This is a genomic window from Candidatus Villigracilis sp., assembly GCF_057083605.1.
The window spans coordinates 1-25,581 of record NZ_JBXMTI010000165.1; the positions used below are offsets into that span (position 1 = coordinate 1).

A 25,581-nucleotide genomic window follows, 5' to 3' on the forward strand; every position below is an offset into this window, starting at 1 on the left:
CCAATACCGTGGGCTGCTTCTACCATTGGCAGTTCTTTAATATTATCTGCAATAAATTGAGCAAGTTCGTTCTTCTTAGAAGGCTTTTTAGGGTTCATATGTTCTCCATATTCAATGCTTCATAATCCCTTGACAAAAACCATATTACCGTCGTACAATTCGCCAACAGCGAACAAAGTTCGTCAAATACGTGCGCCGCCCAAAATCTTCAAAACCTGTATTGAGACCACATGAGCAACGATAAAATATCGGGATTAGCTAACAAACCCATCATACGAGGACGGCTAAAGGGCAATGAACTTCGAAAGCTCTCAGGATTATTAGACATGCTCTATACACCTTCTGAACTTGCTAAAGCAATCGGCTTCACACGACGGCAGGTGTATCGAGCTTACTTACCTCTGGGCTGCCCAAATGAAAAAGATGAAACTGGTCACATCTGGATCAATGGTCAAGAATTTCGCAAATGGTATCGGGCAAAATATAGAAAACAAAAGCTTGATGAAAATGAGGCATATTGTCTGGCATGCAAATGTGCAGTTCCCTTAATAAATCCAATTGAGCTTCATAAGGGCAACTATCGTTATTGGTCATCCAAGTGTCCAAATTGTGGCAAAAAATTATCCAAAGCAATAACCAATGCAAGGCAGAAATGATCAATAGAAACAACAAGAAAATGGTGGATGAGTACCTGGCTTATAAAGAGAAGAATGACAGACTCGACCACAAATCAATTCGAGTAGAAAGATCAATATCTGTTCACTACCTCACCTGGTGTGGTGAAACAGATTTTGCAAGAGCGCCAAGCCTGAATTTCACTTTTATTGACTATGTAGAGCAATTACATCGTTCACAGAACTATAAGAGAAAGTTAATTACCTCAGCGAAATCGTTCTTTGAATGGGCATCCATACACAGAAGAGGACTTCGCTCAATGAGTCCAGCATGGCTGCATACATTTAAGTTAAAATTCTATCCGAAAGAATTTGACGACGAGAATACAATTTCAAAGGATGAGATCGTTCTTATTTCAAAATTGCCCACCGAGTCCTTACTGGAACAAAGAGTCCAGGCAGGCACCTGTTTTCTTTATTTATCTGGCATGCGGGTTAGTGCTTTCACTTCAATGCCGATCAAGGCAGTAGATCTTCAAAAACTGGAAGTAAGACAGTCTCCAAGTCTAGGAATGATCACCAAAAATAAGAAGTCAGCCACTACCTATATTTTGGATATAAAAGAAATCTTTGAAATCGTCCGTGAATGGGATACCTTTGTGCGGTCCAGACTGCCAGTAGATGGCTACTGGTTCGCACCGCTTCTACCCACAACCGGTGAACTTGATCTCAATCCTGCAAAAGCGAACGAGAATCGTTCCAACATCTTTCGGAAGAATCTGAAGAAATGGTTGGTCAGGAATCAGGTCACGCTTCATTCGCCCCATGCGTTTCGCCGCGGTCATGCAAATTTCCTCTTCGATCACGCGTCCGATATCGGCGACATAGACGCAGCAAGAGAAAACTTAATGCACGACAACCTGGCTACAACAGAACTTTATGCTCGCAAGAGAAGAGCACAAATTAAGAGCCGCATTCAGAACATGGTCCATCCAACCGCAAGTTCTGGTGAAAGTCTGGATTTACATACCAAGGTTTCCCACGTCGAGGAAAAAGTGGAATTACTGTATCAATTGTTAAGGAGCAAAAATGGAAATTAGCATGGTAACAAATGCCCTAAAAATAGTGGATAAAAGTGGGCCCAGCAGGATTCGAACCTGCAACCAAAGCGTTATGAGCACTCTGCTCTGCCGTTGAGCTATAGGCCCGTTTCAGTAAGAATAACCAGTAATCAGTGGGCCAGTACTACGTCACTGGAAACTGATTACTGGTCACTGAACACAGAGCGGGAGATGGGATTCGAACCCACGAATATCAGCTTGGAAGGCTGATGCCTTACCACTTGGCGACTCCCGCGAGAGCCTGATTTTACTTTGATGCTCAAAGCCAGTCAAGCACCTTGACCGTTCCCCCTACATTACAGTAAAATACCACCCGCTCAAGCAATGCTCTCGTAGCTCAGTGGATTAGAGCGCTTGCTTGCGGAGCAATAGGTCGCAGGTTCGAGTCCTGCCGAGAGCACAAAAAACCGCCTTTCATACCGAAGGGCGGTTTTGCGTTAACGATGAGTTTAGGAGTAATTATGTTCTTTTGTGTTTATAATGGAAATCATGAATAAGAAAAAACCACATATTCTTTTAACTAACGATGACGGTATCCGCTCCCCGGGTTTATGGGCAGCGGCCAGTGAGCTATCCAAAATTGGTTATGTCACTGTGGCCGCGCCGCGTGAACAATCTACAGGCATGGGGCGCAGCCTGCCCAGCACGTCGGATGGGATCATTCGCAAGGAACTGGTGCAGGTCAACGGTCAGGAGTGGAGCGTTTATGCAGTTGGCGGCTCCCCAGCCCAGGCCGTCCTCCACGCCGTTTTGGAGATCGTCCCGCATAAGCCTGATCTGGTCGTCTCTGGGATCAATTACGGTGAAAACGTTGGCCTGGGAATCACCATCTCTGGCACGGTGGGCGCAGCCATGGAAGCCGCTGCAATGGGATACCCTGCGCTGGCGGTTTCTCTTGAAACGGAAGCGCATTATCACCTGACCCATTCGGAAGATATTGATTTTAAAACGGCGGGATATTTCGCGAGCTATTTTGCGAAACTGCTTTTGGATAAAAAACTTTTTGACGGTGTCGATCTGCTGAAAGTGGAAGTGCCGAGTCATGCCACGCCTGAAACTGAGTGGCAGATAGCAAGGCTTTCCCGCCTCCGATACTATGAACCGTTCCCCGTCGAAAGAGAATCCTGGGATGTGCCCGGCAGCATTTCCTACAAGCACGACACTAACATGGCCGAAGACCTGGAAGACACCGACGTGTACGTTTTGCGAAAGAAAAAACTAGTAGCCGTTACGCCGTTGAATTTGGATATGACGGCGCGCGTGGATCTAAAAGAGTTTGAAAATTATTTGCGGAAATAAAAGTACGGCGACATTCATGTCGTTCTATTGCGAGATTCTCTACCGTACATTTCTCTCGTAAAAAACCCTAAAGGTCTTTTTGGGAATTCTCAAATTCACGAAGGGAAAGCAGACCTTTAGGGTTTCTGTGTACGGTAAAGAATTGCGAGATAAATCTCGCTGTACCTTAAGCGCGGATCATCGTCAATAACATTTTGAATTTTTGTATGGCCTTCAATGCGTGCGGTTCATCCGCAGGCATGATGATCGCATCTCCCATTTCCAACTTAAACGGCTGACCCGAAATAGTCACCTCGGCTTCGCCTTCAAGGATATGAACCAACGCGTCGTAAGGCGCGGTGTGTTCGCTTAAGCCTTGATCCTTGTCGAATGCAAATAGCGTGACGTTGCCCGCCTCTGCCTTGGTGATCTGACGGCTGACAACTGAGCCTTCTTGATACCCAACCATTTCTGCGATGTGTAAAATCTGTGATTTTGGTGCAGTTGACATGTGTCCTCCGATTTATTTTTAGATTTCTTGTAAAAGTCAACAAAAACATATTGCTCCAGGCGGCGTCTCGCCGCCGAGGACGGCGACGAGAGCATTCGTGCAATAGGTCTATTGTTTTTCCTCAGGTGGTTTGACGGAACGAAATTCCCTGAAAAGCAAAAGGTCATAAATGATCTTCAATCCGCCGGCAAGGAAAAAAGGCAGGCTAAACAAAACAGGGATGCTAAAAAAGATTCCTGTCAGCGATGGTGAAACGGCAGCACCGACAGAACGGGCAATGGCGGTAACGCCCGCAGCGGCGGACCGTTCGTCGGGCGCAACAACAGCCATCGTGTAGGATTGACGCGTGGGCACATCCATTTGAGAAATGCTGAAGCGCAGGAGCAGGAGTCCGATGGCGAGGGGCAGGGACGGCATCAGCGGCACAAGCATCAACAAGATATTAGATGGAATATGCGTGAAGACCATGGTGTTGATCAGACCAATCTTTTCAGCAATTTTTATCGCCGATAAGGCTGAGATGCCCGCGAGGATGTTGGCAAAGAAGAAGATACTCCCCAGAACTCCTGAATCAACACCAAATTTAATATGGAACCAGTAAGCCATCATACTCTGCACAATCAAGCCGCCTGCAAAAGCATCGAGAGCAAAAAGCGCACTTAACTTCATCACCACTTTCTGCGAGCGATGCAAGCCAAACATCTTTTTGATTTCAACTTCTGTTTTGGAGTTGATAACTTCAATGGCCGGGGATACAGATAGAAATAGGATTGTCAGCAACAGGCCGCCGAGGGCATAACCCATCAAGATAAAGCGATAAGATTCCAGATCAGACCAGCCGTTTGTATGTAATATTTGCGCCAGCCATCCGCCAGCCAGCGCGCCAGTGGCAGTGGAAAATGACCCAACCAGGTTATACCAGGCGAAGGTCTTCGTCCGCTTTTCATTCGAGACCAATTGAGAAAGCCCCGCCTGTTCAACAGAAAGAAATGGCCCGATCTCGTTACCGCTTGGGCTGATCACCCCAATGATCGCGGCGGCCATCAACACGATGATGTTATTGGTGATGATAAAAACAATTCCTGCTCCCAGCATGAGTAATGCACCGATCAGTAGTGTGCGTTTGCGTCCAAATCCATCGGCATGAGTGGTGAGCCAGAGGGTAATACCTGCATCACCGGCCAGCGTAAAGGTGAACAACAAGCCGATCTGTTTTTCGGTGAGGCCAGTTTCAGCCAGGTAAAGCACAAGAACAACCGAAAGAAAGCCGTAACAAAACAGGCGGATAATGCGTGTGGTGAATAGCAGAATGGTGTCTTTGCGATGGGTCATTCCCAACATCCTATTGGTAAAAATGGTTTTATCTTCGTACATTATAGACGGCTGCATTCGATTACGGCAGGCCTATGCCATAGGGTCTTTATGTGCTGCAATAAGAGATTCTTCGCTCCCCAGAGGAGTATCGGGGGCTCAGAATAACACATGATATCCCCTATATGATTAGGGGAGAACTCCTCTGACCGATTACCCACAACCTTTATACAATAAAGTCAAACCTTGAAAGTTGATGAACGTCCGGTGATGAAGTCTTTGCCTGAACTTCAAATGATATATGACATTTATGCTCTAAATTAGGTGTATTTCAGTACTAACCCTCAAGGCTTGAATGTTATAAGATACATCAATCAAAGGAATCGTTCTCTCTTTTAAAATGAATTCAATATCTCAAAAGGAGTTTGTATGAAAAAGCTACTGTTCGTAATTTCCCTGCTCGTTCTTGCCTCGCTGATCCTTTCAGCCTGCGGTACGCCTGCCCCTGTTGCAACTGAAGCACCTGCTGTTGTGACCGAAGCGCCCGTTGTGGCAACTGAACCACCTGCGCCCGCTTGGGAAGCCCCCGAGGGCGCATTTGTCGCCATTCCTGTAGACGCTGCTCCCACCCTCGATGGCGTTGGCGATGAAGCCTTCTGGGCTGATGCCGAAGAGACCGTTATTGATGTAGATGGCGGTTACGGCGGCTTTGAAACCAAAGTTCATCTTAAAGCAGTTTACACTGCGGACAGTGTTTACTTCCTGATGACCTACGAAGATCCCACCGAATCCTGGTTCCGCTCGCCCTGGCAGAAACAGGAAGATGGCACATGGAAGAAAGTCTCCGACCCAGAGGATAAAGGCGGCGACAACAATCTTGTTTACGAAGATAAGATGGCTTTCATTTGGAACATCAATAACAGCATTGAAAAATTTGAAACCAAGGGTTGCTATACCGCCTGCCATGACGGTGAGAATCCCGATGAGAAGCCTTACGGAAATAAATATACTCCCGGTGAAGGTCAATTGGGCGATATCTGGCACTGGAAATCCATCCGCAACCTGAATCAAATTGACGACCAATATGTGGATTGGAGCACCTACGAAGCTCGCAAAGACGCTGATAACGGAAACAAAGAAGCCGGCCGCAAGAGCGACCCCAAAGAATCTGGCGGCTATTCAGATAACTATGGTTCCATGGTTGACCCCGCTGATTCCACCAAGACCGTAGCAGACAAAACCATCCCTGGCTTCACCTCTCCCAACATTGATATGACCACTGGCGCACCCGGCTATATTCTCGATAGCGAAAAAGTCGCTCTTGACCAGGCCGCTTTGGATGCACTTCCCGTTGGTTCTTATATTCCTGGCATCGTGAAGTCCGAGATCGTTGGCGACCGCGGCCAGATCTCAGCTGGATGGAAATGGGCCGATGGCGTATGGACACTCGAATTTGGCCGCCTGCTCGACACCGCCTCCGAATACGATGTGCAATTCACCGATCTGACCGCCTCTTATTACTTTGGCGTAGCAGTCTTCGAGAATGCACAAGTCCGCCACGCAACACAGACCGCACCTTCCTTCCTGGTCTTCAAGCCCTAACTTGTTTCTCCTTTGAAAACAGGCTGGAGGAAATATTTCCTCCAGCCTGTCATTTTTTCGGAGTCAAACGTCTCCCGAAGTTTCCCCAATCATTCCTTCCCCATTCTTTCAAACAAATGATGCTCGTATGCATAAGCCGCAAGTTCGATGCGGTTGTTCAAATGCAATTTCTCGAACATATTGCTCACATAATTCCCAACAGTCTTCTCGCTCAAATTCAACAGCTTGCCAATCTCTGCATTCGTCCTCCCTTTTGCAAGATGCAGCAACACATCCATCTCACGGTCTGAAATTTCTCGGAAGGCATCTTCCTCCGCCTTCCTCTCCGCCTCGCGGACTCGTGACAGTAACCGCGCCGTTGTGGATGGATCAAGAACCGCTTCGCCCCTAGCCGCAGCCTGTATCGCCCGAATCAGCTCTTCATTCCCGACTTGTTTTAACACATACCCAACCGCACCTGCATTAATGGCGCGCATCACCAATTCATCATCTGCAAAGGATGTGAGCATCACCACTTTTATTTTTGGAAAGTGTGCCGTGATCTGACGGGCCGCTTCAATGCCACCCTCACCTGGCAGCCGAATATCCATCAGGACAACATCGGGATTAAGTTTCTCCGCAGCTTTCACCGCCTCCCCGGCAGTATTGGCCTCCCCAATCACTTCCATGTCAGGCTGATCATTGAGCAGGGTCATTAAGCCAAGGCGAACGATATCGTGGTCGTCCACAAGCAGGATGCGGGTCTTTGTCATATTAATCTTTCCAGGGGATTTCAAGAGTTGTCATCAGACCTTTGTTATTCTCGAATTCTATTTTGCCATTCAACAAACGTGCACGGTCACGCATGTTCCTTAAACCATATCCATTGGTCGCATTGGCACGCATACCTACACCGTCATCCTTGATCTGCACTTTCAGAAACTCACCCGTATCACTTGCATGGATGTTGACATTCGAAGCCTTTGCATGGCGCACGATATTTGCCATTGCCTCATTCACAATGGCATATACGTGGCTGGCGCGAATCGCTGAAATGGATTTATCCTTGCCCAGGTCATCTTGAATCGAAATACTCACCATTGTATTGTAGTTGGGATTCTCGGCGATCTTCTGCAGCAATTCAGGTAGGGACTCCTGTACTGTCTGGGCGTGGGAATGCAACTCGGACAGATTCCGCCTCAAGTCCACGATTGAATCGCTGAGCGCAATGACAGCTCGTTTAAGGCGTTTATCCAATTCGCTCTCAGGCTCGGCAATACGCGCAGCGGATTCTACCAGCAGCCCCGCTGTATATACTTTTTGGATTGCACCATCATGCAGGTCGCGGGCGAGGCGTTCGTGCTCCGCATTGATGATCTGCTGTTGTTCAAGCTGCTCAATTCGGCGTTCGGTTTCCAGCTCAAAAACCTCCAGGGCGCGAATAATAGTAAAGGCGATGATCATCCCCACCAGCGAGCGGAAGACGAGCGGCGGCGCACCAATCAACTCTGTGAACGTCTCTGTGTTTACGATGTTGCCCGGGAAAAAATCAACAGGAGGAACAACAAGCCCGCCAAGCACTGCGTACACTCCAATGGAAAGCCCGGCAATTCGAAACATTTGCACGATCTTTGGCACATTCAAAGGGCTAATGCGCTGCAAGGTCTGGATTCGCAAACCATAGGCGGCCAACATGCCGCCGGGAAAACCGATGAGATATCGCGCCAACGCGTTGGCGATCCGCCTCCATTCACGGTCAATGGGGTCACCAGGAAAAATGAAAAAGGCAATAAAAGCCCACACAACAAAGAGTGCAATGGATTGCCAATGAAAACCGCGTATGCTTTTGCTGGAAGGCAGCACTGTAATTCCAAATTCAAAAAGACAGGTAAATGAAGCCGCCAGCAATATCTTGTGAATAAAATATAGGATCCGCATGGTGGTCTCGCTCAGATATTCTCCTTGAATGGGAATGAACAGGTCGCCCCATTCATAAAAACCATGCACAATACCAAATGCCGCCAGCCAGAACAAATTACGCGCCAGGTCCAACCGCGAGGATTTACGAGTTTGCAAAATGATCGCAAAGCCTAATAGAAAAAAGACCAGTCCGTAAACAAAGAAGATGATCTCACGGTTCAGCTCAAAAAATTCAGGGAATGTGATCATATTTTAAGTTTTTTCACCAGAGGTACCCATAAGGTACGATGTACACGGGATAAACAAAGATATTCAATTGAAAACCTGCATTGCCCTGCATGTTATCTTAAATCTCTGTTTATCTTTGTTCATCTCCGGTTAAATTTTATTTACTTTTAGCCACTTCCAGCCTGCACCACGCATACAAGGCATCATAAACTTCAAATTGATGTTCAAGGTTTTCCATATCTTCGGGGAAACGCAGGCTGTATCCTGAAGCAATCGCTTCGAGGCCGCGGGCGATGGGATCGGTATCAATATCCTCAGCCACATCTGCCGCATGGACGATCTTTGCCAGGCGTAAAAGACCGGGTTCCTTCAAATCATATTTGACGATGATGGACTCAAATGAACAGCGTCCATCCACATGACCAAGTTCCACTCCAGGCACATCATATGGGATTGCACCAGTCGCTTTGGAAACTTTTTCGATCTGACTGGCGGGAGCAAATAGAAACTCGGCTTCGTTATCGATAAAGCGGGTGATCAGCCATGGACAGGCAACTCGGTCAACGTGAACGTGGGAACGGGTGATCCATTTCATGATGTTTCTCCTTTTTTTATCTTGTAGGGACACAGCGAGTCGTTTTATGGTTGTGACGATGGTTCGTCCTGCTGTGTCCCTACATTTCATTTGGCGATTCTAGTTTTTGGCAATCAACTCTTTCAATATCGCCAGAGTTTCCTGCTTTCCACCAACTCCATTCTCGCCACCGGGCCCCACACAGGATGGACAGCCATCTTCGCATTCACATTGACTCACCAATTCAAATGCGCGTTGAATTAACTCATCATGAATTTCAAATAATTTTTGGCCGAAACCGATCCCTGCGGGGACAAGATCATAAAGGACAACGGAAGGTTGGCCGCTGACCGTGCCCGTGGGGTCTGTGTGGACTCCCAGATCGCGGGTATCACACATCAAAAATAACGGAGCGAGGTTGCCAAGCACAAATCCCAAGCCAGCCAGCCCGCTGCGGATGCGGACGTTTTGTTCCACTTTGTGATGACAGCTATGGCAAAGAGTGGTGAGGTTTTCCAAACGGTTGGCTTGTTCACGGGAAACATCTCTCGATGTTTCGCTCCGAAAAAAGGCGCGGAATGGGGTTTTGTGATGCACGTCATGCTGCCGATTGGTTTCCACCGCGCCGCAGACCTGACATTGATATTTATCACGCGCGCGCACGCGGTCACGGATCTTGGGCCAGTCGGGGCCGTAGTCGTTCGGGTCGTTGGACCAGATACCAGCGTCGCGCAGAAGCGAGAGAGTCGCTTCAGAAAGTGAAAGCCAGTAGCCAGTGGTCTGCAATTCGGAGGGGGGCATATCCAATGGTTCCTGTCCCAAATTTTCGTTCGTGAACCAGCGGATCTTTCGAAAGCCAACCACTTGAGTCGTGACTTGAATTTCGCCATATGCCTTGTCACCGCCGGGGACGGCGGCCTGATCATTCACGGATAAAACCTGAACCTCTGAATTCTTTTGCGCTTCGGTGTAGTAATCCAAACCGACCGGCGCCAGTTGCGCGACATGGTCTTCAAGGTTGAATTCCTGCACAAAATATTGCTGGGCCTCGTGCATGTAGATCGCGCCTGGGTGGACCATCCACGCAGCGGATTCGCCATCCACAGTGCCAATCGTCAATGGCCTGCCGTCGTCGGTTACGCTTTGCAGCACAACACTTTGCGGCGAAGCAGACCGCAGTGAAATATTCGCGGCGGGATATTCGTCCTTCATCCAATAATATTTTTCATTGGAGAAATGCGACTCTTGATTGGCAACCAGAAATTCGAGATATTCATCCAGCAATTCATCGGAGATACTTCCGAAGCCCTCCCCTTTTTGAAAAGGCAATTCGAACATGGCACAGCGTAAATGTTCGAGCAAAATCAAAAGATGATTCGGGTTCACCAATGCCATCTCCGGTGAACTGCCGAAAAAATATTCAGGATGATGCGCAAGGAATTGATCAAGCGGACTGGGTGACGCAACCAGCACAGATACAGCAGGGTCATCGCCGCGACCCGCCCGCCCCGATTGCTGCCTCGCGCTTGCGATGGTGCCCGGATACCCGACCAGGACTGCCGCGCCCAACCCACCGATGTCGATTCCCAGTTCAAGCGCATTCGTGGCAACCACGGTTTTGACCGAGCCATCCCGCAGACCCTGCTCGATCTCACGGCGGTGTTGAGGGAGGTAGCCGGAGCGATAGCCGCGGATTTGAGAATTGGGAGTCGGGAATCGGGAATCGTAGAGGGAGTCCCCATTCCCTATTTCCGATTCCCGATTCCCCTGAAGGTACGTCAAAATAATTTCAACACTTCTACGCGTTCTGGCAAAGACTACACTTTGAATATTCCTTGCCAGCAAATGATTCGCCAGCCTCACGCTTTCCAGCAGGCTGCTTTTTCTTAGTCCCAGCGCTGCATCTGTAACGGGCGGATTGTAGATGATGAAGTGGCGTTCGCCGCGGGAGGAACCATCATTGTCTATTAATTCAACGGGTTCCTCGATCAATTTTTCGGCAAGCTCTCTTGGGTTACCAATCGTTGCCGATGCAAGGATGAATTGCGGCTTCGCTCCATAAAACCCCGCCACGCGCTTGAGCCTGCGAATGACATTGGCAACATGCGAACCAAAGACTCCGCGATAGGTGTGAGCCTCGTCAATGACGATATATTTCAAATTGGAGAAGAAGTCGCTCCAGTTGGCGTGATGAGGGAGAATGCCGGTGTGAAGCATATCGGGATTGGATAAGACGATCCGAGCATTTTTGCGGATGGAAGAGCGATTGGATTGAGGGGTGTCGCCGTCATAGATTGACGATTTTAGATTTACGACACCTGCACTTGCGTACGGTGCAAGTGTTGACGATTGAAATGATTGAAGATTAGAGTATTGGTCCTGCGCCAAGGCCTTGGTTGGAAAAAGATAAAGTGCGCGGGCTTCCAGGTTCTGGAGCATGGATGCCAGCACGGGTAGGTTGTAGGAAAGAGTTTTTCCGCTGGCTGTACCAGTGGCGAGGATGATGTTGTTTCCTGCGCGTATTTCATTCCACGCGGAGAGTTGATGGGAATAGAGCGAGCGAATACCACGGGAGGATAATGTCTCTCGAAGTGGAGCAGGCAGATCGGTCGGGAAGGGATGCGTTTGCGCGGGGCGCGCGGGAGTTGTCCGCCATGCATAAAAGTTCGGCGCGGTGTCTGGGTCCTGCTTCCAAAAGTCAAATAAAGAGGAGAGAGTGTTCAAAGGTTTATTGTGCAACTTGCACCACTGGTTCCTCGCCAGTCGTGTGCAGGGAGCGGAACGCCCAGGCGCCAATTCCGAACGGAACCCAAAACGTAACCGTGCGATAAGTGAGCGTGATGACCACCGCCTGACTCCAATTCACATTCAAGGAAGCCAGCGCAATGGGCATCAGTCCCTCTACAATGCCGATACCCGAAGGCGTGGGTGAAACGATCAGGAAAAGATATGCGAGTGAAAATCCTGCAATGATGGTGCCTGCCGAAAAGGGCACTTCAAAGGACAGGAAGGCGCAGATCAGAACCAACATCAACAAGGACTTGCTGAAAATTCCCCATAAAACAGGTCTCACCAGACTGGATGGTTTTTCGGTCAGCCCTGCAAAGCCCTCGGAGACTTCATGTGCAAATTTATACGCGCGTGCTTCACTAAGATATTCACCCTTGCGAAAAAAATTGACAATGCGGTTGATGAGCCGCGCAATCCTCGCAAGTACATTGCCCAGTTTTTCCTCCGAACGATAACCAAGGTAGAGAATAAATGCATAAGTAATCGCAATACAAAGCAGGAAGAAAGAAGCGGAAATTTCACCGGCATCCAGGTCATTGCGGCGCACAAGGACGATCAACCCCAACGCGAGGATGACTAAAAACGCCGCTTGATCGAGCAGAAGGAATAAGGCCGCAGCGACAGTTACTTTACCGGCAGGATGTCCGCGACGGCGCGCCTCTGAGGCGAAAAGCGCGATCCCTCCCACGCCCGCAGTTGGTGCCACCACGTTGACAAAGTTTGCCGCTGTGGCAATGCGGCTCAAGGTCAGTATCCCCTCGTGGACTCCCAGCAAATGAAAAATGGACTGGTACATGCGCCCCGTTGTGATGAACCAGATCAACTGGATAAATATGGCAAGTATGAAAAGCCCTAAATGAGCCTTTTGCAGTGTCAGCATGATCGTTTCCAGTTCGCTGAAACTGATGGCTACTACTGCAATACCAAGAAACAATACAATGAGAAAAAATAATTTTTTCATTCAGGGGATTATACACATAAAAAAGAGCAGGCTTTCGTGCGCCTTAAAAACGCTCGACTGCGAAGCGTGGCGACGAATCCTACCTGCTATCATCCCCGAAGGTGGCGAAGCGTAGCGAAGGTGTGCATGCAATGTTAGGCTTTTTGAATTTTGTCTCTTGACATATCAAACAAAATGCTTATAATATAAATTGGTTTGTGTTTCAAAGTGTTTTTCCTTTCAAGGAAAGGAGTATCTCATGAAAGCCAATTCCCAGACAAAATTCTTATCTGAAAATTATTCAGCATTACATGGGCTAAATGCTGTGCCCCTGGGGCTATGTCTCTTTCTTACAAGTCTTTGGGCAAATGTCGTTCAATATCCTATAAAGAATATCTTGCTGCCAATAGTATTGATACTCGGTGCCCTACTCTTGTCCCTGGTGACTGACCAATATTATAAGAACACATTTGGTGAAATAAGACCCACTTCAGCCAGACGCCGTTTTTATTGGATAATGCAATCCATTGGGGGTTTGCTTGGGCTTGTCGCATTTTGGGTGGATGTCACTCTAAATTTGCCCCTTAGTTTTATTGGATTGGTATTTGCTTCAATGTTTCTGTTTGATAAGCCCATGGTAAGCTTGCCATTAAATAGATTTTCTGCTGTCAGGCTTGTAGCGTCAATTTGCTTAATTTTGGTGAGTATTACACCAATGTTTTTTGGAAAGAGCTGGTGGAATATCCTGGGAGTGAGAGCAACCCTAATCGGCGTCACCATGTTTGTTGGGGCGCTCATGGTATTGCAAGGTGTGATGTGGCATATTTTCTTTGTAAAATCATTACCTCTCGAAGAGGCTAAAGATGAGTAATGTATTTGAAGAAATTGCAGGACTGGATAAACTAATCCATGAACCTGCCAGGCTTGCGATTATGACGATATTATCAACGGTTGAAAGCGCTGATTTCCTTGCATTGCAACGCCTGACCGGTTTGACAAGCGGAAATCTTTCAGTTCACTTATCGAAACTTGTAGAAGGAAAACTTATCAGTTACGATAAAAAGATTGTTGGCAAAAAAACAAAGACACAAGTCAAAATCACTGGCAAAGGTCAACAAGCTCTGGAAAAGCATTGGTTACAACTTGAAACCTTCCGTGCCAATGTGCAGAACTCAAAGCCTGAATAAAAAACTATCAATCGGTTATCTGTCCCGCCCATGAGGATGACAAGCGATCATTTTGTACAAGATAACGACTGTCTACACAAAATGAGTTGCAATTTGCAGATTCTCTTGTAAAAGGTGCAATTTTTGCCCATTTCCGATCTCCATTCTTAGGACGCTTTGTTAGGTGGTGTTGTTGTGCAAGACTCGCTATCTCTATTTATTGTCTTTCTAAAACCACTGCCTATGGCAGTGGTAGGGTGAAAAGGTTCTACCGTGACGAGTAATTGAAGGAGAAGCCTTGACAATTTCATCAACTACAAAAGTGGTCGAAAAAGGGATTGTTTTGAATTGCAGACTCTTAATCTTGAATTCATCATGGCTGGAACGCTCTCCAAAAGCCACCGCCTATGGCGGTGGTAGTTTACTTTTTGATGAAAATTGCACTTTGAACAATCTTTCTTCTTTTTTTGCCTTTGAAACAAAGTATCTGTATTGAATAAAATATATCAACAAAAAGGCTGAGACACCAGAAGTATACAGCCAGAGTGTTGAAATAGCGAAAACAGAGTGGATGAATAAAGGTATTCCTATACTCCCAAGCACACAGTTTATTACAGCAGTTAGTGTGGGAAATCGAGTTGTGAAACTAGGTATGTCATCGTAAGGCGGATATATCAAAAACGGCTCAATGCTTTTGTCTTGCATGATGAAATAATGTTTGATTCGATTTAATCCCCGCTGATGTTTGGTAATTTGAAAGTTGTTATTCATTATGTTGCTAAAATTTACTAAACCTACTAGAAATATTCCGATGATTATGCCTGCACTTATAAAATCAGTTATCTCCTTGTTTATCTGCGCCTGATTGATTAATCCAATTCCAACGAATGCGCCAGAAATAGTGGCTAGAAAAAAATTCAATCGCCCATCCCGCAATGCGGTAGTGTTTTGCACATACTCACGGAGCAGAGAGTATTCTTCTATCAAAAAATCCATCGAAACTTTATCCGTTTCTTTTGATGTTTTTGCTTTCATTCAGGCTCCGTCAATGACACCATTGTTATTAATCAACACTTCCATTTACTGACCAACCGCCGAACGGCTCGCGTTACCCGCAAGTGGGCGGGACGCGGTCAATGCTTGAAAACGGAATCTTGCTGAGGCGTTGAAAACTGCCAGAAATCGCGCAGAATCCCATTTGTCGGCTGCACGCTGTGTTAGCCTGCCGTGAGAGATTGTTGTATCTCGTTCGGCGACATACCAAATATTTTTGCCAGTTTCTGAGTCCATAATTTGCTACGCATAAATTTTCGCCTGGTATTAAAGAGAACTCTAATTTTCCTGCGCTTCAGGCTCTCTAAAATCAGGTCCAACGGTTTGGAAAGAACAAATTGAGTCATCTTGGCAGCATCGGTAATCGAAATGGAATGAAGAGACGTTGGTATTATGTTGAGAAAACCTGAAAGTTGCAATGCTTCTTTTCTTAATCCAAGCTGTTCAGTTGGACAGAGAGCGATAGCTAACTCATCAATCTGATTAACTAATTTTACTTTCTTGTTTAACGAGGTTGATTCACTTGCTAATTCTGTCTCAAGCTCTACCATTTCTTTCCTGAAGGACTTGAATTCTTTTCGCAATTCCAAGGCCACTTCATGAAAATCCTCAATCTTGTTGGATTCCATGACAATTCGGCTGGCAATGGGAGTTTCAGGAAAAATGGTTCGGACTCCAAATTCTTCTAACCGCCGAATTTCTCTTATGACGCCCGTATTCATTTTATCCAAAAGATATTTTGTCACCCCATGTTTTACATGCGCCTCAACCGCTTCTATTTGCGAAATATACGGCGTTTCCTTTGGGGTAAGAATATATGGAATTTGTTTTGATCTTGCATATTCACTTATGAACGAGGCGCGTCCATATTTCCGCGTAATATCTGCTAGCGCAATTTTCTTTATCACATCATCATCATTGAAAAGCTTGCGTAAATATTTCTTCGTGTTTTGATAGGAGCGTTGTGCTTCACTTGATAATGAAAGGTATCTCTCTGCGTGATATTCTGGAGTTGACTCTTTCGATACTATCGATTTGCCGGAAAAAAGGATTTTTTCTTCTGCAACGCGCGAACATACTACTTTCTGGACATCTAATATCCCCACAAGTTCCCATTCTTCCTCTCCGAAATATCCATTATCTTCAAGCGTCTTTAGGAGTTCTGGATCAATTTTGCTAAATGGGTCGTAATCAAATACCACAAGCCTTTCATTGACGACCATGAGTTCCAAAAGTTCTAGGTAACGTCGAAGGATTGTTGCTATAAGCAGTTTTCGTCTTTTACCAACTATTTCGAACAACATCGAATCTATGTTTGGAAGAAAGTCTTCCGTAAGTAAAATATCGCCTTTTTGTATTGTAACCATAGATCCTCATGGACATTATCCTGTTTGTAGGCAGGCTAACTAGTGATTAGAAGTCAGGTTGCCACATAACTGCTTATAGACGGCAAAAGATTAAAAAAGTATAGCATGAATTCAAAATAAGAAACATAAAAAACGCCCATAAAAGTGGGTGTTTTTTTGGATAAGATTCTATTTCAATCTCAAACGGTATTAGGCGTATTGAGTCGGTCGCGCTTTGTTGGGCGCCTTTTGCATGTGATCAATAATACCCCAGGGCCTTCCCCACCACCCACAGCACTCCAACCATGACCGCACACACTAGGATCACCATGAACGCGAGCACTACAACCGAAAGCCCGCCCGCCGCAGCCAGTATGCTGCCGATGATGCCGCCTGCAAGCCATAATTGTTTTTGACCCACGCTGCCCAGCCCTTTTTCCAAAATCGCGTTGCCCGCATCCGCCGGGTCATAATAGACTTTCACCGTCGAACCCAGCGGGTGGGCCGCCAGGAATTTCTCCACATCGCTCTTTGAGCCATAGCGACCCGTCAGCTCGGCGACGCGTGATCCAGTATATTGGACGCCATTGACCTCATACTGATAGGTCACCTCGGGCTCGTAATAGGTTTGATAGCTGCTGGTACTTTGATCGTAGCCCTCACTGCCCGTGACATGGCCCGTTAACATCGTGCCTTGCGTCTCGACCCAGGTGGTCATCGTCCGATCCTTTATTACCTGCGCCGGCCGCCGCTGACGAGGGAGATGTAATACAGCAATTGCAGAATGGCAGTGATGAGCCCAGCTACATAGGTCAATGCGGCGGCGTTGAGCACGCTATTGACACCGCGCTTCTCTTCGTCAGTTTGGATGATGCCGGTTTGAGCAAGCAACTGCTTCGCGCGGGCTGAGGCGTTAAATTCCACTGGCAAAGTTGCGAGGGCAAATACCGCGCCGCCCGCGAAGATCAATACGCCAAGCCAGGCAAGTTCAGTAAAGCGTAATAACAAGCCGACCATGATCAGAATCCAGCCGAGGTTCGAGCCGATGTTGACAACCGGCACAAGCGCCGAGCGGATTTTGAGCGGGAAGTACTCCTCCGCATCTTGCATGGCGTGACCCAGTTCGTGCGCGGCAATGGCAAGCGATGCAACCGAAGTGCCATTCGCAACTCCGTGGGAGAGGAAGAGCGTTTTGTTGCGCGGGTCGTAGTGATCAGTGAGATCGCCCGCCACGCCCTGAACTTGCACGCCATACATACCGCCTGTGGATATCAATCTTTGCGCGGCTTGGGTACCGGTCAGTCGGCTTTGGGCAGGCACACGGCTCCATTTGTTGTAGGCCGCCCTTACATACCATGACGCAAGCGCCATGAGAATGAAGGCGGGGATCATATAGATCAGGTAATCCATACTAAAAAACATTTTTACCTCTTTTCGTGATTATGTCCTTAACTCAAGTTGTCACCTTGATATAAAGGAAAGTGTCACCCTGAGGGAGCGCGTTCGTCGCGACCGACACCGTACCTGCGTTCGGTGCAGGTGAGGGTCTGCGTTTATAGCGTCAGAGATGCTTCGGGGCGAAGAGCGCCCCTCAGCATGACACAACGAGAGTATGGCAGCAGCTTAGGTTTCTTACTTCGCCGCAATGATAATTACTGTCCGATCATTTCCAGCAAAACTTCAACAGCTTTATCAAGCTGAGGGTCCAGGTCGGCTGCGAAATCTTCATCAGTCAATTCCACTTCGACATCCGGGGTGAGGCCAATCTCGTGGATGGTGTTCTCGTTAGGCGTGAGCCATTTTGCTATCGTAATGCGAACTGCGCCATTTTCTCCAGAGAGAGGGATCCAGTTTTGAACGGAACCCTTTCCATAAGAAGTTACGCCGACAAGTTTAGCGCGGCCTGTATCCTGCAATGCGCCAGCTACGATCTCTGAAGCGGAGGCTGAACCTTCATTGATCAATACGACCATCGGAATTTTTGTATCGGTGGCCATGCCGCCGGGGATGACTTCATAGGTGGTGCGAGTTCCGTCGCCATATTGCTCATACAATACGACACCTTCTGCAAGGAACTGCGAAGTGACTTCCACAGAGGTTTGCAGGAATCCGCCGCCATTGTTACGCAGGTCAAGGATGATGCCTTTGGGATTCTGCGCCATCAGGTCTGTGAGCGTTTCAAGTAATTCAGGTGTGGTCTTGGAACCAAAAGTGGTCACCTGGACATAAGCAATATCATTTTCAAGCATTTCACCCGTGGATGATTTGATGGTGATCTTTTCACGGGTCACATCGAATTCAAGAAGTTCCGCTTCACCTTCCCGCAAGATGGTCAGGTGAACGACGGTGTTGGCGGGCCCGATGACTTTGAGACGCGCCACTTCCGCATCGACACCGGTCATATCTTCGCCGTCAATGCCGACGATCTGGTCACCGGGTTGGAGGCCAGCGCGTTCAGCAGGGGAACCCGGCATTGGGCTGGTGATGGTGAGGTATTCAGTGGTTGTATCCACGTAGGCGCCAATGCCTTCGTACTCACCCTCAAGGCTGGCATTGGCCTGTTCATAGTCTTCCGGGTTCATGTAGGATGAGTGCTCATCGCCCAGGGCATTCATCATGCCGTCGATGGCGCCGCGCATGAGGGCTACATCATCCACAGGTTGGTCTACATAATTTTCATGGATAAGAGTCCAGGCTTCCCAAAACGGTACGAAGAGAGTTTGAAGCTCTTCCGGCGTAGCGGTTTGTTGCTGGGGGGATGTAGTGGGCGGCGCAAAAGTTTCCGGTTCCTGAATACCAGGCAGAGTTCCCAGGGGCACAAGATGGCCGGTGACAAATCCGCCTGCAAACGAGCCAAGCGCAACCACAATGATGACCAGGACGAGCAAAATAATCTTTAAGGTTTTATTCACAATAGCCTCCGATTTAATTAATTGTTCAAAAGATAACATTCAGGGATTAAAGTTTGCTGAATTCTTTGTACGACTTTTGTAAGAGCGTTATTCTGTTAATTCACCACAGATACACACAGATGAACACAGATTTTTGGATAAAACACTAGACCTCTTGCGAAAATCTCTTGTAGGTCAGGCTACGTGCTCATTTATGGGTATGCAGCCTGACGCTTCTTTTTACTCCGATTCCCCCGCATCCTTTTTCTTAGCTTCTTCCAACTCCTGTATTTTACGCCGCAACTCATCCATCGACTCTTCCTTCTTATTGGGAGAGGCATTCAGGGATTTGCTTAATGTCTCCAGAAAACTCTTTTGATTGGAACGTGTCGCGCCGCGTGCGATGGCATACATCGCGAAGTTGGCTCCAATCACAAGGATGATGAAGATGAGCGCTCCGATTACAGCCGTACTTGATTCCATGGTTTTTATTTATTTCAGCAGTTCGGGCAATTCAGCAAAGGAACGAATAACTGCACACTGGGCCTCGGGGAAGAGAGTGCCCGGGTCGTAGAGAACAGGCGTCAGCCCGGCGAGACGCGAACCGATGATGTCGGCGAAATAATTGTCGCCTACGTACATCGCTTCGTTGGCATCTACGCCAGCTTTTTTTAATCCGTGATCGAATATGACCCTGTCTGGCTTGAAGGAATTTACTTCGCCCCCAGCCAGGGAAAAGCTGAAATAGGAATCCAGATTTAGGTTTTTTAATTCTTCGTGAAAGGGCACGTCGCGATTCGAGATCACACCCAGGATGTATCCATCCTTTTGCAGGGCATTCAAAAGTACAACCGAGTCTTCAGGCACATGCACTTCAGGTTTGTAATGATCTTTCATATAAGCGGATAGTGGTTCAGATAATGACTCAGCTTCCTGTGGGTGACAGCCCAATGCGATCAATTTTCGGCGGCTGTAATTGACCCAGAAGGAATCATCCTTGAATTCTTTTACATCCTTCTGTATCTCCGGGGAATTGGCAAAGTAGTAATGTTCCCAACGTGCCGCGCGGGTTTTATCTTCATCAGAAACAGGCAGGCCCATCTCAACTACACGGGCAGAAAAAACATTCGCCCCGCTCGGACGGTGATGACGAAGCGTGCCATCGAGGTCGAACAGAACTGCTTTTATTTGATTGGGTGAAAACAAATAATCCTCCAAAACTAATTGCTTCTTGCACTGATGACAGCGCTTGAGCTTATGACATCATCCCCCGATGTAAGACATTTCCACCTTGGGTAAGGCGATGGTATTTTCAGATCGAAGTTCAGAATAACGATCACTGCGTGCACCCCAAACACGGGCGATCTTTTGTGAAATTTCCTCATCGGTTGCGCCGGCGCGCATCATATCGCGGAAGTCGTGTCCCTTGATGGCAAACAGGCAGGTATAAAGTTTTCCTTCGGCAGAAAGGCGCGCGCGATTACAGGTACTGCAAAATGCCTGCGTCACGGATGCGACCACACCGATCTCGCCGCTCCCATCTTTGTAGCGCCAACGCCCGGCCACCTCGCCCTTATAGTTTGGGTCAAGAGACTCCAATGGCATTTCAGCACTGATCATTTTTACGATCTCCGCCGCCGATACTACATCGTCCATCCGCCAGCCATTGGAATGACCCACATCCATGTATTCGATGAAGCGCAGGATATAACCTTTTTCGCGAAAATAACGAGCCATTGGAAGAATGCTTGATTCATTGAGTCCGCGCTTGACCACCATATTCACTTTGATCGGTTCAAGGCCAACACCGGCGGCTGCGTCCATGCCTTCCAACACCTTCTCCACTGGAAAATCTACATCGTTCATGGCTTTGAATATTTCGTTATCGAGTGAGTCCAGGCTGACGGTGACTCGTTTTAATCCCGCATCTTTGAGCGCATGTGCCTGCTTGACAAGCAGGGCTCCATTCGTGGTCAGCGTGAGGTCAAGGTCTGGAATGGCAGCCAGCATGGAGACCAACAGAGGCAGGTCCCGCCGTACTAATGGCTCGCCGCCTGTTAATCTGATCTTACGCACTCCATGCGTGGCAAAGATGCGAGCCAGGCGCTCGATCTCTTCGAATGTCAAAATCTGGTCACGGTGCAGGAATTGATGATCCGGCCCGAAGATTTCCTTTGGCATACAATAAACACAGCGAAAATTACACCGGTCAGTGACGGAAATTCGCAGGTCACGCAGGGGGCGGTTAAGGGTGTCTGTCAGATTCATCATGGTTTACACAAAGAATGTGTTCCTTCTTAATTGCAGTAATCGTTACTTACTCGCACTTCCATCAAAAGTTTACTGATTGATGAGGCGGGCGATAAAGTAATAACCCGTAAATTATAACAACTTTATGTGAATAGGAATTAAGTAATTGACGGGTCGTGCCAGCCGTGCTATTATGCTTTCCATTCGTTTTTATAAGGAGTTATTTATGAGCCTGGAATTTTTTCTGCGCATTATTGGCATGATTGTCTTATCCATCATTGGCGGCTACTGGGGATATGACATTTCAAGATTGATACCCAATGAAGTTGTCGGCTATACTCTGGGGTTTGCCCTGCTCGGCGCTCTGAGTGGCTTGCTGTTTACACCGTACATCACCACACGCCCGGCACAATACTTGCGTTCTTTGCTTGGCCGCCTGGCCGCTGAAAGCTTGTTCGCAGGGCTGACCGGGTTGGTCGTTGGTCTGTTGATCGCAGCCTTACTCGCCTTTCCACTTTCGCTCTTACCCAAACCCTTCGGCGAGATACTACCCTTCCTGGGTGTCTTGATCTTTTCTTATTTTAGCGTTTCGCTCTTCGTTATGCGCCAGGGAGACATCATGGGGCTTATCAGCGCCATTAGTGGGCGCGGTGAAAGCGGTAGCTCATCCTCTTGGACAAACCTCAACCGTAACATCTTACTGGATACGAGCGTCATCATCGACGGGCGCGTATCAGACATCGCCAAGACGGGATTTTTACCCGGCACGCTTCTCATCCCCCGCTTTGTGCTGAATGAGCTCCAATATATCGCAGACTCCTCTGACGGTATGCGCCGCCAGCGCGGACGCCGCGGTATGGAAGTTCTGGCCGAACTGCAAAAACTCCCCAATGTCCTCGTCCGCATTTCAGATATCAATGTGGACGGTGTGCGCGAAGTGGACGATAAACTGGTGGTGCTCGGCAAACAGCTCAAATGCCCGGTGCTGACCAATGACTACAACCTTAACCGCATCGCTGAATTACAAGGCGTGACCGTGCTCAACATCAACGAGCTCGCCAACGCCATCAAATCCGTTGTACTGCCCGGCGAAGCCCTGCGTATCAACATCATGCAGGAGGGCAAGGAACATGGTCAGGGCGTGGGCTACATGGATGACGGCACTATGGTAGTCGTTGAAAATGGCAAAGACTACATCGGCGAATACATGGAAGTGAATATCACCAAAGTCCTGCAAACCGCCGCAGGCCGCATGATCTTTGGCCGCGTTGACGAAGAAGCTGCGAAGAGAAATAATAGGAAATAATTTCAGTAATAAGTAAAAAGTAATAAGTAATAAGTAAACAGGATGCATCTTGTGCGTCCTGTTTTTTTCTATAAAATCCCTTTTATCTATTGTGACGAAGTTTCATTGTGATGGTTTCCCCCTCTCCGTTTGGGAGAGGGCAGGGTGAGGGTTTTTCACATCGTACCCGAATAGTTATCTGTAGGTTAAAATAAGGACATCCTAATTAAGTCGTAAAACCTTTGTGACACTTCGACAAGCTCAGTGCAGCGCCTTTGTGTCCTTTGTGTTTAACAAAAGGCAATCATGCTAAAAATCTACAATACCCTCACCCGCAAGACAGAAGAATTCCAGACCCTCGAACCGAAGCTCGTAAAAATGTACGTGTGCGGTGTGACGGTTTACAACGACGCGCATGTGGGCCACGCCATGTCTGCGCTGGTCTTCGATGTCATCCGCCGCTATCTCGAATATCGCGGATACACCGTCAAGCACGTCATGAACTATACGGATGTGGACGATAAGATCATTAACCGCGCCAAACAGCTCAATGAAGACCCGCTCAAACTTTCGCAGCGTTACATAGAAGATTACGCCGCCGATCTCAGGAACTTGAACGTCCTGCCTGCTACCTCAAATCCGCAGGTCAGCAAGACTATGCCGCTCATCATCAAATTCATTGAAGACCTTATCAAAAAGGAATCTGCGTACGCTGCGCCTAATGGCGATGTTTACTTCAGCGTCACCAGCGATAAAAATTACGGCAAACTCTCAGGCCGCAAACTGGATGACATGCAGGCCGGTGCGCGCATTGAAGTGGGTGAAGCCAAGGATCACCCAATGGATTTTGCCTTATGGAAGGCCGCCAAGCCCGGCGAAATTTCATGGGATAGTCCCTGGGGCAAAGGCCGCCCGGGCTGGCACATCGAATGCTCGGCCATGAACCTGGCCGAACTCGGCGAACAGATCGACATTCACGGCGGCGGCAACGACCTGATCTTCCCGCATCACGAAAACGAGATTGCGCAGACCGAAAGTTATACAGGCAAGGAATTCGCGCGCTATTGGGTTCACAACGGCATGTTACAACTCGGCGGCGAAAAAATGTCCAAGTCGCTTGGCAACATCGTCAGTATCAAGGAATTTTTATCGAAGCGCTCCGCCGATGTGATGCGCATGTTGGTTCTGAATGGGACTTATCGTGCACCTTTGATGTTCAATGAAGACACGCTGGACGCCGCAGAGAAAAATGTCGAACGCCTCAAATCCGCCCTGCGACCTGCTTCGCCCTCCGCCAAAGGACTCCCCGCTGACGCCATCTCCGCCCTCGCAACCGCCAGTGACTCTGCCAAAGTCAACTTCACCGAAGCCATGGACAGTGACTTCAACACCGCAGGCGCCATCGCTGCATTATTCGAACTCTCCAAATTCATCAACACCGCGCGTGACAACGGCGCCACAGATGAACAACTCAAAACCGCGCAAGGCACCTTCCGCGAATTGGCAAACGTGCTTGGCTTGAGTCTTGCCGAAAAGAAAGGCACTAGCGAGAAAGAAGCGCAAGTCAACGCATTGATCGCAGAACGCAATGAAGCACGCAAACAAAAACAGTGGGCACGTTCAGACCAGATCCGCGACCAGCTCAAAGAACTCGGCGTGACGATTGAAGATAGTAAAGATGGGACCAAGTGGAGGTGGGGATAGGTTGGTAATTGGTAAATAGGAAAAAAACTTCTGAGGTCAGTAGTCTCAGAAGTTTTTTTACTTACTTTCCCCATGCTATAATCATCTTATGGATGCCGAAGAAGTACGTTTTTTGCTTCGTGACCGCTGGAAAGCGGTTGAAGAATTCGAGCGACAGGAACTGCGCTCGCTATCCATGGAAACACGCTTGCATCAAATGAACGCGATATGGCGATTGGGAAAAGGACTCGGGTTTTCCTTTGAACCTGACAAAAGCGAAATGGAAGTCTTTGCGCGTTGGGCAAAATTGAAAGAGGGCAGATGACCTTACCTGAACAATTTGATTCGCTGATAGAGCCATTAATAGCATTACAACAGTTACTGGACCGCTTTGGTGAAAAAGGTGTCATTATCGGTGGAATTGCTACAGGTTTCTTGGGGAAACCGCGTTTTACAGTTGACCTGGATGCGATGTTTCTTGCGTCCACTAAAGACATTCCTCATATTCTCGAACTTGCCAAAACGGTCGGTATCGAAGCTAGAACGGATAAGGTTGAAGAATTTGCAAAGAAAAGCCGCGTTTTGCTCATGCGTCATGCTGCCAGTGGCGTGAACATTGATATTTCTTTAGGAGTTCTACCATTCGAAGAGGAAGTTGTTGGACGTAGCGTCTCGCACAAAATTGAAACGCTGTCAGTGCGCCTGCCAACGCCCGAAGATTTGATTGTAATGAAAGCGATAGCTCGCCGCCCAAAAGATTTGGAAGACATTCGAACAATTGTTGACAACAATCTCAGACTTGACAACGCCCGTATCGAAAAGTGGATCAAGGATTTTGCCGAAGTTTTGGAAATGCCAGACTTATGGAAGCAAATTGAAGAAATACTGAAAAGATAATCAATGGATAACCCAGATGCCTTCATCAGCCTGCTTGTCGAGCTCTGCGATAAGTTTACAGAACTAGAAATGGGGATAGCTTCTGAATCTACAGTGGTTTAGCACGTTTTATTCTTATTTTCCACATGGCACATTTGCTAAT

At 47.8% G+C, this 25,581-nt stretch carries 24 protein-coding genes, 3 tRNA genes and 1 pseudogene; 11 read left to right on the forward strand and 17 right to left on the reverse strand.

All coding sequences use genetic code 11. The features are described from left to right. Positions 1-230: 230 nt before the first annotated feature. Together AC14M5_RS24165 and AC14M5_RS24170 are read left to right on the forward strand one after the other, a co-directional pair. Complete coding sequence (locus AC14M5_RS24165) at positions 231-656, forward strand: hypothetical protein (protein WP_484032289.1); 426 nt, start codon at positions 231-233, stop codon at positions 654-656. Further along, positions 608-1,714: a tyrosine-type recombinase/integrase gene (locus AC14M5_RS24170; RefSeq protein ID WP_484032290.1), complete on the forward strand. Its 1,107-nt coding sequence runs from the start codon at positions 608-610 to the stop codon at positions 1,712-1,714. The genes AC14M5_RS24165 and AC14M5_RS24170 overlap by 49 nt, the downstream gene beginning before the upstream one ends. Before the next feature lie 36 nt (positions 1,715-1,750). On the opposite strand, the gene AC14M5_RS24175 is transcribed toward AC14M5_RS24170, so the two are convergent. Continuing rightward, positions 1,751-1,822: transfer RNA gene (locus AC14M5_RS24175), tRNA-Ile, on the reverse strand. 76 nt (positions 1,823-1,898) lie between these two features. Further along, positions 1,899-1,970, reverse strand: a tRNA-Gly gene (locus AC14M5_RS24180). Positions 1,971-2,061: 91 nt separating this feature from the next. Here AC14M5_RS24180 and AC14M5_RS24185 point away from each other — a divergent pair. Continuing rightward, a tRNA-Arg gene (locus tag AC14M5_RS24185) sits at positions 2,062-2,135 on the forward strand. An 89-nt stretch (positions 2,136-2,224) separates the two neighbouring features. After that, positions 2,225-3,034, forward strand: coding sequence for a 5'/3'-nucleotidase SurE (gene surE / locus AC14M5_RS24190; protein ID WP_484032291.1), 810 nt, complete (start codon positions 2,225-2,227; stop codon positions 3,032-3,034). Between the two features lie 166 nt (positions 3,035-3,200). Here the strand turns inward: surE and AC14M5_RS24195 are convergent, their stop codons facing one another. Then, entirely contained in the window at positions 3,201-3,524 is a 324-nt protein-coding gene (locus tag AC14M5_RS24195) for a cupin domain-containing protein (protein ID WP_484032292.1), read from the reverse strand. A gap of 108 nt (positions 3,525-3,632) precedes the next feature. Next, a complete protein-coding gene (locus AC14M5_RS24200) occupies positions 3,633-4,856 on the reverse strand; it encodes an MFS transporter (RefSeq protein ID WP_484032293.1) in 1,224 nt (407 codons plus the stop codon). A gap of 408 nt (positions 4,857-5,264) precedes the next feature. Between AC14M5_RS24200 and AC14M5_RS24205 the strand changes: the two genes are divergently transcribed. Beyond that, positions 5,265-6,437 (forward strand): ethylbenzene dehydrogenase-related protein, encoded by a 1,173-nt coding sequence (locus AC14M5_RS24205; protein WP_484032294.1) that lies wholly within the window; start codon positions 5,265-5,267, stop codon positions 6,435-6,437. A gap of 89 nt (positions 6,438-6,526) precedes the next feature. Here AC14M5_RS24205 and AC14M5_RS24210 read toward each other — a convergent pair whose 3' ends face one another. The 5 genes from AC14M5_RS24210 to AC14M5_RS24230 form a co-directional block, all read right to left on the reverse strand. Beyond that, the gene (locus AC14M5_RS24210; protein ID WP_484032295.1) at positions 6,527-7,189 is read right to left on the reverse strand and encodes a response regulator; all 663 of its coding nucleotides are present in this window, start codon (positions 7,187-7,189) and stop codon (positions 6,527-6,529) included. A 1-nt stretch (position 7,190) separates the two neighbouring features. Next, positions 7,191-8,585 (reverse strand): sensor histidine kinase, encoded by a 1,395-nt coding sequence (locus tag AC14M5_RS24215; RefSeq protein WP_484032296.1) that lies wholly within the window; start codon positions 8,583-8,585, stop codon positions 7,191-7,193. A gap of 136 nt (positions 8,586-8,721) precedes the next feature. Beyond that, positions 8,722-9,159 carry a chromate resistance protein ChrB domain-containing protein gene (locus tag AC14M5_RS24220; RefSeq protein WP_484032297.1) on the reverse strand — a complete coding sequence of 146 codons (438 nt, stop codon included), beginning with the start codon at positions 9,157-9,159 and terminating at the stop codon, positions 8,722-8,724. A gap of 99 nt (positions 9,160-9,258) precedes the next feature. Next, a complete protein-coding gene (locus AC14M5_RS24225; RefSeq protein ID WP_484032298.1) occupies positions 9,259-11,877 on the reverse strand; it encodes a DEAD/DEAH box helicase in 2,619 nt (872 codons plus the stop codon). Beyond that, positions 11,867-12,889 carry a lysylphosphatidylglycerol synthase transmembrane domain-containing protein gene (locus AC14M5_RS24230; RefSeq protein WP_484032299.1) on the reverse strand — a complete coding sequence of 341 codons (1,023 nt, stop codon included), beginning with the start codon at positions 12,887-12,889 and terminating at the stop codon, positions 11,867-11,869. Before AC14M5_RS24230 ends, AC14M5_RS24225 begins: the two co-directional genes overlap by 11 nt. 238 nt (positions 12,890-13,127) lie before the next feature. On the opposite strand from AC14M5_RS24230, the gene AC14M5_RS24235 reads away from it, so the two are divergent. After that, entirely contained in the window at positions 13,128-13,739 is a 612-nt protein-coding gene (locus AC14M5_RS24235; protein WP_484032300.1) for a hypothetical protein, read from the forward strand. Beyond that, complete coding sequence (locus AC14M5_RS24240) at positions 13,732-14,055, forward strand: transcriptional regulator (RefSeq protein WP_484032301.1); 324 nt, start codon at positions 13,732-13,734, stop codon at positions 14,053-14,055. Before AC14M5_RS24235 ends, AC14M5_RS24240 begins: the two co-directional genes overlap by 8 nt. A gap of 384 nt (positions 14,056-14,439) precedes the next feature. On the opposite strand, the gene AC14M5_RS24245 is transcribed toward AC14M5_RS24240, so the two are convergent. From AC14M5_RS24245 to moaA, 8 genes and pseudogenes are all read right to left on the reverse strand, one after another. Continuing rightward, positions 14,440-15,069 (reverse strand): hypothetical protein, encoded by a 630-nt coding sequence (locus tag AC14M5_RS24245; RefSeq protein ID WP_484032302.1) that lies wholly within the window; start codon positions 15,067-15,069, stop codon positions 14,440-14,442. Between the two features lie 182 nt (positions 15,070-15,251). Beyond that, positions 15,252-16,454: a hypothetical protein gene (locus tag AC14M5_RS24250; protein ID WP_484032303.1), complete on the reverse strand. Its 1,203-nt coding sequence runs from the start codon at positions 16,452-16,454 to the stop codon at positions 15,252-15,254. 238 nt (positions 16,455-16,692) lie between these two features. After that, a complete protein-coding gene (locus AC14M5_RS24255) occupies positions 16,693-17,151 on the reverse strand; it encodes a DUF3592 domain-containing protein (RefSeq protein ID WP_484032304.1) in 459 nt (152 codons plus the stop codon). A 14-nt stretch (positions 17,152-17,165) separates the two neighbouring features. Continuing rightward, entirely contained in the window at positions 17,166-17,855 is a 690-nt protein-coding gene (locus tag AC14M5_RS24260; protein ID WP_484032305.1) for a zinc metallopeptidase, read from the reverse strand. 230 nt (positions 17,856-18,085) lie between these two features. After that, complete coding sequence (locus AC14M5_RS24265) at positions 18,086-19,345, reverse strand: S41 family peptidase (protein WP_484032306.1); 1,260 nt, start codon at positions 19,343-19,345, stop codon at positions 18,086-18,088. 219 nt (positions 19,346-19,564) lie between these two features. Then, complete coding sequence (locus AC14M5_RS24270; RefSeq protein ID WP_484032307.1) at positions 19,565-19,807, reverse strand: hypothetical protein; 243 nt, start codon at positions 19,805-19,807, stop codon at positions 19,565-19,567. 9 nt (positions 19,808-19,816) lie between these two features. Then, a complete protein-coding gene (locus AC14M5_RS24275; protein ID WP_484032308.1) occupies positions 19,817-20,530 on the reverse strand; it encodes an HAD family hydrolase in 714 nt (237 codons plus the stop codon). 57 nt (positions 20,531-20,587) lie between these two features. Next, positions 20,588-21,586 (reverse strand): annotated as a pseudogene (gene moaA / locus AC14M5_RS24280) (GTP 3',8-cyclase MoaA); the annotation flags it as partial. 214 nt (positions 21,587-21,800) lie between these two features. Between moaA and AC14M5_RS24285 the strand changes: the two are divergent. The 4 genes from AC14M5_RS24285 (at position 21,801) to AC14M5_RS24300 (ending at position 25,439) form a co-directional block, all read left to right on the forward strand. Then, complete coding sequence (locus AC14M5_RS24285; RefSeq protein WP_484032309.1) at positions 21,801-22,880, forward strand: PIN/TRAM domain-containing protein; 1,080 nt, start codon at positions 21,801-21,803, stop codon at positions 22,878-22,880. Positions 22,881-23,165: 285 nt separating this feature from the next. Then, positions 23,166-24,563 carry a cysteine--tRNA ligase gene (cysS, locus tag AC14M5_RS24290; RefSeq protein WP_484032310.1) on the forward strand — a complete coding sequence of 466 codons (1,398 nt, stop codon included), beginning with the start codon at positions 23,166-23,168 and terminating at the stop codon, positions 24,561-24,563. Positions 24,564-24,651: 88 nt separating this feature from the next. Further along, a complete protein-coding gene (locus tag AC14M5_RS24295; protein ID WP_484032311.1) occupies positions 24,652-24,867 on the forward strand; it encodes a hypothetical protein in 216 nt (71 codons plus the stop codon). Then, positions 24,864-25,439, forward strand: a complete 576-nt coding sequence (locus AC14M5_RS24300) for a nucleotidyl transferase AbiEii/AbiGii toxin family protein (protein ID WP_484032312.1) — start codon at positions 24,864-24,866, stop codon at positions 25,437-25,439. The genes AC14M5_RS24295 and AC14M5_RS24300 overlap by 4 nt, the downstream gene beginning before the upstream one ends. Positions 25,440-25,581 lie beyond the last annotated feature (142 nt).